3 protein-coding genes are annotated in these 16,740 nt (G+C 37.2%); all 3 read left to right on the forward strand.

Going from position 1 to position 16,740, the window contains the following annotated elements; all coding sequences use genetic code 11:
• Positions 1 to 84: 84 nt before the first annotated feature.
• The 3 genes from BUA99_RS06105 (at position 85) to BUA99_RS06115 (ending at position 16,442) form a co-directional block, all read left to right on the forward strand.
• A complete protein-coding gene (locus BUA99_RS06105) occupies positions 85 to 14,082 on the forward strand; it encodes a T9SS type B sorting domain-containing protein (RefSeq protein ID WP_072989574.1) in 13,998 nt (4,665 codons plus the stop codon).
• Positions 14,083 to 14,128: 46 nt separating this feature from the next.
• A complete protein-coding gene (locus BUA99_RS06110; RefSeq protein WP_072989763.1) occupies positions 14,129 to 15,091 on the forward strand; it encodes a PorP/SprF family type IX secretion system membrane protein in 963 nt (320 codons plus the stop codon).
• A 163-nt stretch (positions 15,092 to 15,254) separates the two neighbouring features.
• Positions 15,255 to 16,442: a phosphoglycerate kinase gene (locus BUA99_RS06115; RefSeq protein ID WP_072989576.1), complete on the forward strand. Its 1,188-nt coding sequence runs from the start codon at positions 15,255 to 15,257 to the stop codon at positions 16,440 to 16,442.
• The last annotated feature ends 298 nt before the right edge of the window (positions 16,443 to 16,740 follow it).

Consider the following 16,740-nt stretch of genomic DNA (forward strand, 5'->3'; position numbering starts at 1 on the left):
CCCATAGATAATCAAAAATTCGTAAATCACTTTTGTTTATATACCCAAATAAACGAAAGTGAAAATTAAATACAAGACCCAAACATGAAAAAACCCACTTTTTCAAAAATTATTTTAATTACTTTATTTTTTCTACAATTTCTCGCATCCTATTCTCAAAATTTCAAGCCTTTTGTTAAAAGGTTCGATCAGGATATTAAAGGTGATATGCTTCTCATTGGGAATAATATCTTAAATAGGAGCACTGCTAAAAATAATGAAAAACCTAACGATGCATTCAATGGTAATAATCTGAATTCAGATTTTAATATGCAATTTGTCAATATCGACAATGGAGCTACGACAGGCGTTTTTAATTCTAGTAGTGCTAATTTAGTAATACCAAATTTGTCAGCTCCCGCTCCTGCATGTTATAAAATTGTTTATGCTGCATTATATTGGGGTGCCGTTACAAAAGGAACTGACCCAATAACAAATATAAAATTTAAAATGCCTTCGGGAGGTTATAATGATATTACAGGAACCGTCATTCATGATTCCGGTACAACTTTAGTAGGAACGAGTTTACCTTATGCTTGCTTTGCAGATGTGACAAGTTTAGTTACTGGTACTGGAAACCCAACTCCTGAGGGAACGTACACAGTTGCAAATGTTTCCTCCAAAGTAGGAAGTAATGGTGGAACAGGATTATCTGCTGGATGGTCTCTTTATATAGTATATGAAGATCCGAAACTACCTGCTAAATCGATTACCTCTTTCGATGGTTTTAGTGCTATTAGTGCAACAGTTAATTTAGACATTCCTGTAACGGGTTTTAGAACAATTCCTACAGGTCCAGTTCGGGCTAAGTTCGCATTTTCTTCTTTAGAAGGCGATAGAAGCATTAGTGGAGATTATTTAACGGTTAATGGTTCTATACTCTCAGCGGTAAATAATGCAGGAGTAACAATTAGGACTACAAATAATTTTTTCAATAGTTCTGTTACGTACATTGATCCATTAACAAATAAAACGGAGAACTATATTAATCGAAATCCAGCAAGTACTAACACACTTGGTTATGATGCTGGTATATTAGAGATAAACAATAACGGGAATAAGATTATAAAAAATAATGATGTTAGTGCTACAATAGGATTGCGTAGTAATCAAGACGTCTATTTTTATTATTTTAACGCAATTGCATTAGAAATAATAGCGCCAAATATTGTTTTAACTAAAGAAGTTTTTGACAATGCAACACCTCCAAACAATATAGGAAATGCAAATGTTACATTAGGACAACAATTATTTTATAATATTGGTTTCCAAAATATTGGAAATGATAATGCTGAAAATTTTACCATTAAAGATATTTTACCAATAAATATTAACTTTGATCCTGCTAATATTATTGTTCCCAATAATTCTGGTATTACTTATGTTTACACGGCAGCAACGAGAACTATTCTATTTACAATTCCAAAAGGGTTAGTAGAAAAAAATGATCCTCGATACGTAATCAAATTTAAAGTTCAGGTTGTTCCGGAATGTAATGACTTAAGCGATGCTTGTTCAGATAAAATCCAAAATCAAGCTTTTGCAACATATGAAGGCGTTGATAGTAAGATTAAAATAGACGATCAGCTCAGTTTGGCTACTTTTGGAAACTGTTACTTGGGCACGCCAGCCCCAACTAATTTTCTTGTAGGAGTTGAAAATTGTATTTACTCGAAAGATTATCAGTTGTGTGGTGCAAATGTATTATTAACGGCAGCAAATGGATACAATCAATATTCATGGTCAACAAGTCCATCTGGAACACCAGTCATTGGCACTACTCAGTCCATCACAGTAACACAAACAGGAACTTATTATGTAACTAATACTGCAATTGCTCCTTGTAGGTCTATAAAGCAAGTTGTTACCGTTTCACCTTCTGGTACAACTGTTAAAAATCCAGTAATCCCTTTTGCAGATCAGGTAACTAAGTGTCCAGATAATGGAAAAGATCTTCCAAAAATATTCTTATGTGGTGCAAATGCAAGTAGGCTAATAAATACAGGTGTCACAGATGCCATATCAATTATTTGGCAAAAATTAGATGAATCCAGCTGCCCCGCTTCAGGTAGTGATGATTGCGCTAATGAAAAAGTAAATTGTAAATGGGATAATATTTCTAGTGGAATAAGTTATACCGCTAACACTTCTGGTCAGTTTAGAGTTGTGTTTAATTATGCAGGTGGATGTTTTAATATTTTTTATTTCAATGTCTTTAAAAATTTATTAAACCCAACTGCAACTTCAAGAGATATTATTTGTAGTACCGCAGGAGAGATAACGGTAGGCGGAGTTCCTGGATCTGGTTACGAATACAGTTTGAATCCTACGGGTCCTTATCAGGATAGTAATATATTTTCTATTCCAGTTGCAGGAACGTACACAGCGTACATCAGACAAAAAGGAGTGGTTAGCAATCCTTGCTTATTTTCAGTACCTGGAATTGATATTTTACAACGCAATTTCACAGTAACTGAATTTATTTCTCAACCACTTTGTAATGGTGAAAAAGGTGCTGTAAAATTAGCTGCTAATGATGTTCGCGGAGGCTATTATTATAAAATTAGTTTAGGAGGAACTCAAGTAAATAGTTTAGGTCCAATTGCCGCTAGTGATTATACATTTTCCAATTTAAGTCCTGGCACTTATGACTATGAGGTAAAAACTGATGATAATTGCTTAAAGACTGGTTCTTTTACAATACGAGCCCCAGAGATTTTAACTGCAAGTGTGGCACTAACTAAATCTTTAACTTGTACAGATGGTCTAATAACTGTTAAAGCTTTAGGTGGAACTGCGCCTTACTCTTATTATGTTAATGGATCGGCATCTCCGCAATTTGCTGATGATATAGTAATTTCAACTGCAGGTGTATATCAAGTAAGAGTTGTTGATTACAATGGTTGCGTAGCAAATACTTCTATTACTGTAAATGCAATCGCTAAACCAGTAACTACTGTAACAAATACGAATGTTAAGTGTTACGGAGATAATTCTGCCGCCATCAACTTCAACGCTACTGCTACTAACGGTTATAGTCTAGCCTATAGTATAGATAACGGTGTTACTTACTTAGCGTCATCAACTTTTTCTAATTTAGTGGCAGGAACTTATAGTACAATTGTTAGATATTCTCTAAATGGTGAAGACTGTTTTGATACAATGAGAACCGTAGTTATCACTCAACCAGCTGCTGCATTGACTGCCTCTGCTGGTGTGTCAGAACTAGCGGGTTGTGGAATAGCACCTACACCAAAAAATTATGGTAAAGTTCGTATTACAAACCCTCAAGGAGGTGTTGCGCCTTACACTTATAGTTTTGATAATCAAGTTACTTATGGTAGCAGTAACGAAGCATTTGTAGCGCCTGGAACTTATACATTATATGTTAAAGATGCTAATGGATGTATTTTTTCTGCACCAGTGACATTAGATCCAGAACCTGTAGCTCCAGTTATAGACGTAGCGACTCCTGTTGATTTTAATTGCGATGGAACCGCAACCAGCACAGTGACCATCAACAATCCTGGTGGCGCATCTTATACGTATGATTATTACTTAGACGGGACAAAAAACACGAATGTACCCAGTAATGTATTTTTAAATGTACCACCAGGTACGCACGCAGTTCGGGTAGAATATAAGGTGGGAACGGTACCTACCTTTAGTAATTTGTTAAAAGAGGATTTTGGTATTGGTGAGGATGTAACCTCTCCAGGAATGAATAGTGCGTATTGTTTTGAAAGACAAGTTACTGCTACCCAATGTAAGTCAAGTATACAAATTAATGATGGGGATTACTCTGTAACAGCTAGAATTGTCTCTCCTTTTGGACCTTGGGTAGCTGCGAGAGATCATACTTCTAATGCAACTGTTACAAAAGGGAGATTTCTTGCCGTTAATATTGGTGGATTTGCAGGAGCCGACGGTGTACTGTACAGTAAACCAATCAAAGATATTATACAAAACCAACCCGTTTCGGTATCGGTTTATGCTATGAACTTATTAGAATTAGTGAATAGTCAGGAAGATCCAGAATTGCTTTTTCAATTGGTGAATGCTGCGGGTGTTGTAATTGCTTCTCAGTCTACTAACAAGATTCCAAAAACATTTAAAAAAACAAATCCGGACTGGATTAATTATTCTTTGACGCTTGATCCATTAAATAACACCAATTTAAATTTTGTTATACGTTCTAAAAGTATTGCAACTAGCGGAAACGATGTTGTTATTGATGATATCAATGTTTATCAATTACCAAAAAGTTGTATTACTTCAAAAGATTTTACAATAGTTGTTCCAACTGGTAAAGCATTTAATGCTCAAATTTCAGGCACTAAAAATGTAACTTGTTTTGGTCTAACCAATGGAGAAATTACCATTGCGGTGCAAAATTTTGGTTCTAGCTTTCAATATTCTATTGACGATGGTGTAAATTATACAACAGCAACAGCATCACCAGTTACAATTACCGGATTAGCTGCTAATACGTATCAAATAAAAATTAGGCCTGATGCATCATCTGCGGTAGCGTGTACTAAATCCTTCGCGCAACCCATAACCGCACCAACTGCTGTAACGGCATCTGCATCAAGAATTCTTGAGGCTACTTGTGCTACTGGAGCAACCATACGTGCAACTGGCGGAGGTGGAACTCCAGCCTATCAATATGAATTACGTGCGGCAGATGGAACCACTGTTGTTCGCGCTTTCAATAACAATCGTGATTTCACTAATGTGCCAGCAGGTAATTATACCGTTTTTGTGCGTGATGCTAATTTATGTACCAACCCTACCGGATTTGCAATTGCGGTTGCGGCTCCGCCAGCACTCACAGCAACTCTAGATGCTACAACTGATTTTTGCTACACCACTGCAAATCCAGCTACACTTGTTGTAAATGTTGTGGGTGGTACTGCGCCATTTACTTACAAATTTAATGGCAATACACCGCAAAATTCAAATACATTCACTAACGTCGCTCCAGGAACACACACTATAATAGTAACTGATAGTAATAATTGTGATTTTACAATTAATAATATAGTTATTGCACCTGCATTAACTTTGAAATTATCTTTACTACAAGATTTAACGTGTATCGATGATGCCTCAATTGGTAATGAAGTAATTACAGGTGGTAATGGAACACCTTACACTTATAGCGTGTCCTATAATGGAGCAGCAGCAACTCCAGTTACAGTTTTTCCTTATACTACAACACAAGCTGGAACTTATGTGTTTACAATAACAGATACCAAAGGTTGTCCAGCAACGAGCAACACGATCACAGTAACGCCTAAAACAACACCAACACATACTACAGTAAAAACGGATGTAACGTGCAACGGTTTTGATAACGGAAGCATAACAGTCACTGCAACGGGAGGTTTTACAAGTGCATATACTTATGTACTAACTGGACCAATTACTGTTACTCAAACTACAAATCAATTTTCTGGTTTACCAGCAGGTACTTATGATGTCAAAGTGACTGATAGCAAAGGATGTCCATCTGTAGTAACTCAAGTAATAATTGCAAATCCAGCTCCTATTGTAGCGACTGCCACTGCAACGTCTTTTGCATGTACTGCTACAAATACGAAACAATCAGCAACTATTACAGTTGCTCCAACAGGAGGAAGTGGAACGTACACCTATAGCTACAATGATGGCGTTTCATACGGTTCTAATAATACGCTCATTGTTAATGACAATGGAACTACACAAACATTTAAAATAATTGTTAAAGATTCAAACGGCTGTTTATCGCTAGTAGAAACTGTAGTATTAGCACCATTAAACCCACCAACTGATTTAGCGTTTACTAATCCTGCAATAACTTGCGCTGCAACAACTACAACTGTAACCGTAACAGCTACAAATGGAGTGGGTGCTTTGACGTTCTTGATTACTGGAACTACATCAGCTACTAATCCATCGTTATTTGTGCCAGCTACTACATCGGGTTCAACGGCTACCTTCCCCAATTTATTACCAGGAAACTACACCTTTAGAGTAACCGATGCTAATAATTGTTTTTACACTGAATCTTACACCATTGCTCCAGTAACGCCTATTGCTGTTACAGCAGTAAAACTGTCAGATGTAGCTTGTTTTGGAAACAGTACAGGTTCAGCACGATTTACCGTGACTGGTTATAGCATTCCAAGTAATTATACGATAACCGTAACAACAACGCCTCCAGGTTTGCCATCTGCATTAAGCCCAACAGGCGACGTAAGAACGCTTACAAATCTTGTTGCGGGAACCTATACTTTTACGGTAACAGATAATACAACAGGTTGTACTGATAGTGAGTCCATTACTATCTTGCAACCTACAGCTGGAGTATCAATCACTTCCGCAGCAGGAACGCCAGTATTTTGTAGCAATGATAATTCTCAAATTACAATTACTGCATCAGGCGGAACCCCAAGTTATGGCTATGCGGCTGTGCCAAGTGGTGCAACGGCACCTACTACTTTTGGAACATCAAACGTGGTAACAGTAGATACTAATTTAGGAACTATTCTATCTTGGGACGTATACGTAAGAGATGCCAATGGTTGTATAGCACCATTGAGAACAGTAAACATAACTAATAACGGTACACCTACAGTTACCGCCACGGTTACAAACCAATGTACAGCAACTGGTAGTTTATTTCAAATAGAAGCATCTGCAACGGGTGGTTTAGCGCCTTACACGTATACGATAAACACAGGCGTAGCGCCAAGTCCTGCAAATACTTTTACAGTTGCTCCAGGAACTTATACGATTACCGCAACGGATGCTAATGGCTGTCCAGCCACAACATCAGTAACGGTTAATCAAAGATTATCTGCTGTTGCAGCAGTAACTAAAGATATTACGTGTTCATTACCCGCAGCAGCTACAATTAGAGTAACTATTTCTGGCGGATTAGCTCCATTTACTTATAGAGCTAGTATTAATGCTGCCGCTTATATTGGTGGTCCACAAGCTGTCATTGGGAATACTTTTATTTACACTACAGCGGGTAATATAGGTGCTACGTACACTTTTGAAATTACCGATGCTAATGGAGTTCCATGTACTACAATAACGAATGTAGTAACTACAATTGCGCCTGCAACTGTTACGGCTACAGAAACTCATGTGGATCCTACTTGTAACGGATTTACTGATGGTTCAATTCGATTAAATGCCACAGCGGGTGAGGCACCGTTTACGTACAGCATTTCAGGAAGTAGTGGTTTAGGATCATCAAATGTGTTTGGTGGCTTAGCTGCAGGGACATATAATTATATTGTTAGAGATGCTAAAGGGTGTGATGCTACAGGGACCATTGTATTGGATAATCCTCCAGCAATTGTTGTAAATGTTGTTACTAATCCTATTCAATGTAATACAAATACTCCTGGTAGTTTTGATGTTAATATCATTTCAGGCGGTACGGCTCCCTACACTTATAGATTACTTGACAATGCATTTACTCAAATAGCTACGTACACTGAAACAAATAGTGCACCAACACCAGTTTATAGTTTTATGAACTTAAATTTTGGTGATTATTACATTACTGTTGTTGATGCAAATGGATGTGAATTTAATAGTACTAAAATTAGGATTGAAACTCCTCCATTTTTAACGCAAACTTTTTTAGTTGACTCAAATAATTGCGCTACTGGTGTTGATGTGGAGGTTACAACTTCAGGTGGAATAGGTCCGTTTAGATATTCAATATTTGGGCAACCATCAACTGAGACTGTCCCTTTAGCAAGTAATGTTTACGTTTTCACAGGGTTGCTTCATGGTGTTACTTACTTTTTACAAGTAAGAGATGTAAATAATTGTATTTCTATTAAAGAATTTGCTACACCACCGTCTCCATCGGGCATCAATATAGCAGGCACAGCAACCACGAATGTTAATTGTAACGCAGCTTCTGATGGAACACTAGCATTTACAGTTCAAGCTTTTGATCCAACAGTAACAACGATCAATTATGAAGTATTAAATGCATTGACACTTTTACCGCTTCCTACACCAATAAATGGTACATTAACCGGAGTTGCAGGAGGTCCATTGACTGGAAATATTACAACATTACCAGCGGGTAATTATGTGTTGAGAGCAATGGAGGCAACAGGAACTTTATGTTCAGCATCGTTCCCATTTACAATTACACAGCCGGCACAACCACTTTCAGCTGCTGTTAGTGCAAACGTAAATGCAAATTGTAATTTAGGTGCGTTGGTTACAGTGACAACAACTGGTGGAACTGGCCCTTATACGTATGCAGCAGCAGTAGCGCCAGCTACTTCAACAGCTTTTGCATCAGGCAATGTGTTGACTTTAGATTATAATTTAGGCACAGTTTGGAACATTACTGTTCGTGATGCAAATGGTTGTACGGTTGATGTACCAGTAACTATAGCCCTAGATCCTTCGCCAGAAATTGCCTTATCTGTAGTAGATAAATGTGTAGCAGAAGGTGCTTTTCAAATTTTGGTTACTGAAATTACAGCAGGCACAGGTGCTTACAGCATTAGTGTAGATGGAGGAACATTTAGTAGTATTCCTAGTTTACCGTTTACTGTTACGGGATTAAACTCTGGACCGCATACTATCATCATTCGTGATGCTAATGGCTGTACGGATTCGGAATCAATCACAATTGATGCGCCATTAGTGACAACACCAGCCATTACGGCATTGCCTACATGTGCTGATAACGATGGTGTAATTACAATTAGCGGAGTTGGTGGAACAGGAACTTATACCTACACAATTACGCCAACGGCACCAAGTGTTGCAATAAATAACACAACAGGAGTTATTTCAGGATTGCCTGCCGGAACATATACCATCACAATGACTGATACGGCTACTCCAACAGCTTGTTCGACTACTGCAGTGGTAACTTTAGTTGCTCCAATTCCCGTGACATTTACAACCGCTACAACTCCAGCCCTTTGTGTGGGAGATAGTAACGGAACTATAACCGTTACATTGGCAGCTGGTAATAACAATCCAATTTATACATATGAGATTATAGCAGGTCCTCAAACAGTAGCTTCACAACCGTCTAATATATTCACTGGTTTGTTACCAGGAACTTATACAGTAAGAGTAAACTCGGGAAGGGGTTGCTCAGCTGATGATGCAAACGTAGTTGTTGCTCCTGCGACTGTTTTAACAGCTAACGCAACTTTCGTACCTAATTCATCTTGTAGTACATCAACAGTAATTACAGTTGCTGCCAGTGGTGGAACAGGATCAGTTTATACCTATAACTTTAATAGTTTAGGATTTACAACTGATAATACTTTTACAGTAAATAACGGCCCAATAGCTGCAAGTACAACAATCGTTGTGCGTGATGCTAATGGTTGTACCTTCTCTCTTGTAAATGTAACTACCCCAGCGTTCAATCCACCAACAGAAATGGATATTGCTGGTACGCCAATATACTGTGTTCAACAAGGTTTAGGAGATTTGACTAGTACGGTAACTATAAACAGCGTAACAGCTGGAGTTGGTCCTTATACCTATCAAAATATCACATCTGGTACTACAAATACAACCGGTTTATTTTCTGGTCTAACTCCTGGTGATTACCTTTTCCAAGTGACAGACGCTAATGGTTGTACGTACCAAGAACTGTACACCGTTGCTCCGGTAACTAATATCACGGCAGCAGTAAGTGCAACTACTGATGTAACTTGTTTTGGTTTGAACAATGGAACGGCAACAATTGCTGTGGCTAATTTTTCAACAACATATACTGCTACTTTAACTGCAGGAACAGGAACAGTTGCAATCACAGGCAACACAGTAACAATAACTGGTATGCAGCCTGGAAATTACACGCTACGTGTAACTGATGATGTAACCGGTTGTATTGCTGACGTTTCAGTAGTAATAACTCAGCCAGCTGCATTACTTGCTTTATCAAGTATAGCTACAAATATTAATTGTGATAACGATAATAGTACTATTACAATAACTGCAACTGGAGGAACAACTAATTATCAATATGCAGTGGCAAAAACGACTGATCCTGTACCAACCGTATTTGTAGCAAATAATGTTTTTGTTGTAGATACTAATGGAGGAGCTGATATGGCTTGGACGGTTTATGTTACGGATGCTAATGGTTGTACTACAAGTAATTTACAAACTATAGTATTAGATGCGAGTCCATCGAATATCACTGTGGCTCCTTACAGTGAATGTCCTGATGCAGTAACAGGAACGTATACTTTCACGATTAATACACCTACAGGTATTGCGCCTTTCACTTATAGTATAGGAGGTGGTTTTCAAACAAGTTCAACATTTATTGTAAATACGCCAGGCACTTATGATGTAACGGTAAAAGATGCTAATGGTTGCCCAACAACTGCAACTGCTCTAGTTGTGATTAGACAACCATTGATTTTGACACCAACAGTTACGGCAGCGCCTTCTTGTACAGATGGTGATGGAGTTATTGCCGTGTTACCAACAGGTGGTTCAGGAAATTATGAATATAGAATAGACAGCGGTGTGTATCCAATGGCTATACCTTTTACAGGAATTGCATCTGGAGCGCACACAATTTATGTACGTGATACAACAACTAGTTGTGAGGCATCTGTATCTGTAAATTTACCAGCTGCAACTGCTATTACAGGATTTGCGTTAGCAACTACTCCTGTAACGTGCAACGGTGGAAATGATGGAACTATCACAGCTACATTAGACACGCCAGCTCCCGGAATTAACGATAATCCAGTATATTTATACAGCTTAAATGGTGGAACACCGCAAGCTTCTCCATTATTCAGTGGTTTAGCAGCGGGAACATACACTGTAAACGTTACTTCAGAGAGAGGATGTACTGCATCTGAAACTATTGATGTTCTAGAACCTGCTTTAATTGTAGTTCCAGCACCATCGGTTGTAGAATTTGGTTGTACTACAGGAAACACTGGTAATTTTGCGACTATAACGGTTGATCCTGCAGCAATTACAGGAGGTACAAGTCCTTATCTAAATTATGAGTTTATAAAAATTGGATCTCCTGACGTGCAAGTTCAGTTTGGATCAAGTAATGTTTATACAGAAGCTAATTTGGCGGGAGGATCCTATCGTGTAAACGTGTATGATAGTCAAGGTTGTATAGGAACAACAACTGCTCCTCTTGTAATTGCGCCTTACATTGCTTTAGACAAAGTAAATGTCACTATAAACCAAGCAATAACTTGTACTAATCCAGAGAACATTAAAGTAACGGCAACCACTATACCTGCGGGAGCTACTGTTAATTTAGAATATACTCTTGTTGGTGTAACCTATGATCCAACTACAAATGCACCAATATATGGAACAGGGGTAACCAACTCAACAGGTATCTTTACAGGTTTATTAGTTGGCAATTATTTAATTACGGTTAAAAATCTAGATACTAATTGTGAAGTTCAAGCTGCTCATATCGTTAATGAACCCAACACTTTCGACCTAAAAATTGACACTATTGTTGATGTAATATGTTTTGGAGGATTTGATGGTAGTGCAAATGTTACTTTCGTAGATCGTTTAATCACAACTACACCACTTAACGGTGATGATGCGGGTCCGTTTTCTTATACAGTGCTTGACGCAGCTGGAGTTTCGGTTGCATCAGGAAATGCATTAAATGCAGGACCAATAACTATTTCTGGATTAGCAGTTGGGACTTATACGGTAACAGCAACGCTATCACAGGCACCTTCATGTACGGTTTCTAAAAACTTTACCATATCAGGTCCAAATGCCGCATTAGATATTACTGAAACACATACTGAAATCACTTGTGTGACTGGTAATAACGATGGAACAATTTCAGTAACTGCTACTGGTGGCTGGCCAGGTGGTTATGAGTATCAATTGCTATTAAACGGTAGTGAAATCATTGCTTACAGTACTCAAACCGAATTCAATGGTTTAGTAGCTGGAAATTACACTGTAAATGTAAGAGACAGTAAAGGGTGTGTAGATCCAGTTAATGTGATTTTAGTAAATCCAACACCAATTGCGTTTACAGTAACAGCCGGCGCTGCATTAAGTTGTTTTGGAGATACTACAAGTAGCATTACAGCTAGTTTACCAACTGGCGGTTCAGGAGGCTATTTATATACTTTAATAGCTACGTTTGCTAATGGCACTGTTACTAATAATGGTCCACAATCATCTAATGTGTTTACAAACTTAGGAGCGGCGAGCTATCAAATTAAAGTTACTGACTCTTGGAGTTGTGAAACTACTTCGGGAGCTATTGTAATTGCAGAACCTGCACTGGTAACAGCAAACTTAGTACTAGCGTCAGCAAATACTTGTGGCACTCAAGCCACGCTTACACTAACAGCTGCTGGGGGAACTGCACCTTATATTTACAGTGTAGATCCTAGTTTCGCTACATTTACCGCAATGACTGGATCGTCAGTAACATTCCCAGTCGCAGTAGGAACGTATAATTATTATGTACAAGATGCTAATGGATGTATCAGTTTTATTTCTAATGATATAAAAATTGAAGCTGTTCCAACTTTACTACTTGATGTAAACACACAAAATGCAGTAATCAGCTGTAAAGGAGATAGTTCAGGAGTGATTGTTGCAAAAGCAACAGGTGGCTTAGGGAATTATGTTTATACGTTGTTAGACGGTGCTGGAAATGCATTAACATTCACACCTACGGAATCAAGTCCAGGTAACTTTACTAATCTTCCTGCAGGATCTTATCTTGTAAGAGTGGTAAGTGTAGATTGTGTTGAGCAAAGCACAAGTCCTGTAAACATTACCGAACCTGCTTTTCCATTAGTGCAAGCTAATACAATTACTAATGTCACTTGTTCAGGAGAAGGTGATGGAAGAATTGTGATCACAGCTTCTGGTGGAACAGGAATAATAAAATATGCGATCTCGCCTAACTTGAATCAGTTTTTTGAATCTAATGTTTTTGATAATTTGAAGCCAGGCACTTATGATTACATCGTTCAAGATGAAAATGGTTGTTTCCTATACGTTACAGGAGTTCTAATCACTGAACCAAATTCAATTACAGTAACAACAGTTGCAGGATCAGAAATGGCAGAAGTGTGTGCAGGAGATGCTGACGGTATGTTTAGCATTAATATAACAGGAGGTAATTCTCCTTATAGTGTAAGCATTGACGATAAAAACGGCACGTATACTGCTGGAGTTTTTGGTCAAACACAATTTGATTTTAGTAATTTATCAGGTAGTGAGCATACCGTTTACATTCGTGATGCTAACGGTTGCGACGCTGAGCACGAAGTGATTTTAGGAGAGCCGGTACTCTTAAATCCTCAAGCTACTATCAATTATGGTTGTGTTAGTAATATTGCAAGTAATTCAGTTACAATAACGGTAGAGGCAAGTAATGATCCAATTGATCTAGATTATGCGCTAGACGGCTCAACTACTTTCCAATCAAGTAATGTGTTCAATAACTTAACACCAGGATTACATACCGTGGAAGTAAGACATACTAATGGTTGTATTAAAGCCGTTGTCTTTGGTATTCTTCAAGTAGAACCTTTGACACTGACTCTTACGGAGGGAGGACTTAATGAAATTGTTGCTAACGCTGCTGGAGGTGGTGGAAGCTACACTTATGCACTAGACGGTAGCTCTACTGGAGCTCAAAGTAATTTTATAATAACTAAATCTGGTAACTATACAGTGGTGGTAACTGATGCAAATGGATGTACTGCTACTGCAACTAAATATTTTGAGTTTATTGACATCAAAATACCAAATGCATTTACACCAAATGGAGATGGTACTAATGATACTTGGGCGCCAACCAATACAATCAATTACAAAGATTTAACATTCGATGTTTTTGATAGATACGGTAGAAAAATTGGTTCTTACAGAGAAGGTCAATTCTGGGACGGAAGGTACAATGGTAACGAGTTGCCTTCTGGGGATTACTGGTATGTTATAAAAATTAAACAGGCAAATGATGGACGCGAATTTGTTGGACATTTCACATTATACAGATAATTTGAAACTAAAATAAAGAACGATGCCTCAAATAAAAATAAGTAAAATGAAAAAAATTATAGTTTCAATTTTTCTCTTGACCGTGGCTTCAAGCCACAGTCAGGAGCTTAATTTGCCTGTGTTCACGCAATATTTAGCTGATAACCCATTTGTTATTTCTTCTACCTTTGCAGGAATTGGTGACAATTTAAGAATTAGAGCAAACGGCCTTACGCAATGGGTGGGAATCAAAGACGCACCCGATAATCAATCTATTTATGCTGATTTTAGAATTGCCGATCAATCTGGTGTAGGAATTTCAGTTTACAATGATAAAAATGGATATACGAGTCAAACCGGTGCTAAGGCCTCGTTTGCACATCATATCATTTTAGATTATTACAGCAAGCAGTATTTGTCTTTTGGTCTTTCCTATAATATCAACACCTTTAAAATTGATGTTAGCGAACTCGATCCTATCGATTTTGATCCAGCCATAACTGATAATAGGTTTACATCAAATAATAACTTTGACGTAGGATTGCTTTATCGCAACAAAGGATTTTATTTGAGTTTCAATGCGAGTAATATCTTAAATAAAAACATTGATAAATTCACGCTGAATGAACCCAATCTTTTAAGGAATTACCAAGTGTATTCCGGTTACGTTTTTAGAAGTAAAAACTATAATAGATCGGAGATTGAGCCTTCTGTTTATTATCAGTTGTTTGCGAGTGATGGACGCTCAAGTACCGATTTAAACATAAAATTTAGAAAGTACGATCGAAATGACGATTATTATTGGGGTGGACTATCTTATCGTTTTTTAAATGATCAAATAGGAAAGCCACTAAATATTGGGCCGATGGCTGGCCTTAAGAAATCTGGTTTTTATCTAGGTTATTCTTACCAAATGACACTTAATGAACTTTCTCCATACAATTCGGGTACACACGTAGTCACTATAGGATTTGATTTTCTTGCAGGAATTAGTAACTGCCCTTGTACTCAAAGTCCTGTTCATGATTAAAGTTTATCAATAACATTGGTTTAAAAAATCATTAATAAATTTACTAATTTACATCGATTTCGTTGCTTGGAATACATCTTTCAGTGTTTTTGCTCGTTTTTTAGTGATTTAAAAGTTCTATATTTGTTACTCTTTCAAATAAAATAAACTAAAAAATATACCGATGAAAACTTTAAAAGATTTCGATTTCAAAGACAAAAAAGCGATAATAAGAGTTGATTTCAATGTGCCTTTGGATGAAAATTTCAATGTTACTGATGCGACTCGTATTGAAGCAGCTAAACCTACAATTGATGCAATTCTTGCTCAAGGTGGAAGTGTTATATTAATGTCTCATCTAGGCAGACCAAAGGGTGTTGAGGACAAGTATTCTCTAAAACATATTTTAGAAAAAACTTCAGAAATTCTTAATGTTCCAGTAAAATTTGCTTCTAATTGTGTTGGTCAAGAAGCAACTTCTGCCGCTACTAGTTTAAAAGCAGGGGAAGTTTTATTGTTAGAAAATTTGCGTTTTCATAAAGAAGAAGAAGAAGGGGATATTGCTTTCGCAAAAGAGTTAGCGTCTCTAGGAGACATTTATGTGAATGATGCTTTTGGTACGGCTCACAGAGCACATGCATCAACTACCATTATTGCTCAGTTTTTTCAAGATAAAAAGTGTTTTGGACTATTGCTAACAAAAGAAATAGAAAGTTTAAATAAAGTCTTAAAAAATAGCAAAAAACCAGTTACTGCAGTTCTTGGAGGATCTAAAGTCTCTTCTAAAATTACAGTGATAGAAAATATTTTAGATAAAGTGGACCACATGATTATAGGCGGTGGAATGACATTTACGTTTGTCAAAGCTTTAGGTGGTAAAATTGGCGATTCTATTTGTGAAGATGACAAACAAGAATTAGCACTTGAGATTTTGAAATTAGCAAAGGAAAAAGGGGTTCAAATTCATATTCCAGTTGATGTTGTAGCAGCAAATGCCTTTGCAAATGATGCCAAAACTCAAATTGTTGATGTAGACAAAATTCCTGATGGATGGCAAGGCTTAGATGCTGGTCCTAAATCATTGGAAAACTTTAAAAAAGTGATTATGGAATCTAAAACTATACTATGGAATGGACCATTAGGTGTTTTTGAAATGCCAAATTTTGCAAATGGTACTGTTGAATTAGGTAATTTTATTGCTGATGCAACGGCACATGGAGCGTTCTCATTAGTTGGCGGCGGAGATTCTGTTGCTGCTGTGAAACAATTTGGTCTTGAAGATAAAGTGAGCTATGTTTCTACTGGAGGCGGAGCAATGCTCGAAATGTTGGAAGGAAAAGTATTGCCAGGAATTGCAGCAATTTTAGATTAAATCACAATGCATAAAAATGTAATGGTGAATCTTACTTTAAATAGTAATAAGTAGTTTCAAAGTTCTGTCTGAAATTATAGACCTTGGCTTTATTTTAATGCCAAGGTTTTTTTATGTAAATTGTTGAAAACATTTTTTAGAGGGCATTCTCTTAATAAATTGATAGAAAAATAATAATAATTAGGCTGAACATTTCATTTTTAACAGTTTATAAACAATTTTTTAAATTTTTACCTATTATGTTTGCACAATAAAGTATTTAAATGGGTTGAAATATAGCCTCTTGATCAGACAATTA

It is taken from the genome of Flavobacterium segetis (genome assembly GCF_900129575.1).
Lineage (GTDB): Bacteria > Bacteroidota > Bacteroidia > Flavobacteriales > Flavobacteriaceae > Flavobacterium > Flavobacterium segetis.

Bases quoted from the DNA above. Each gene is read 5' to 3' on its own strand.
- BUA99_RS06115 (WP_072989576.1), top strand. From the start codon at position 15,255: ATGAAAACTTTAAAAGATTTCGATTTCAAAGACAAAAAAGCGATAATA.
- BUA99_RS06105 (WP_072989574.1), top strand. From the start codon at position 85: ATGAAAAAACCCACTTTTTCAAAAATTATTTTAATTACTTTATTTTTT.
- BUA99_RS06110 (WP_072989763.1), top strand. From the start codon at position 14,129: ATGAAAAAAATTATAGTTTCAATTTTTCTCTTGACCGTGGCTTCAAGC.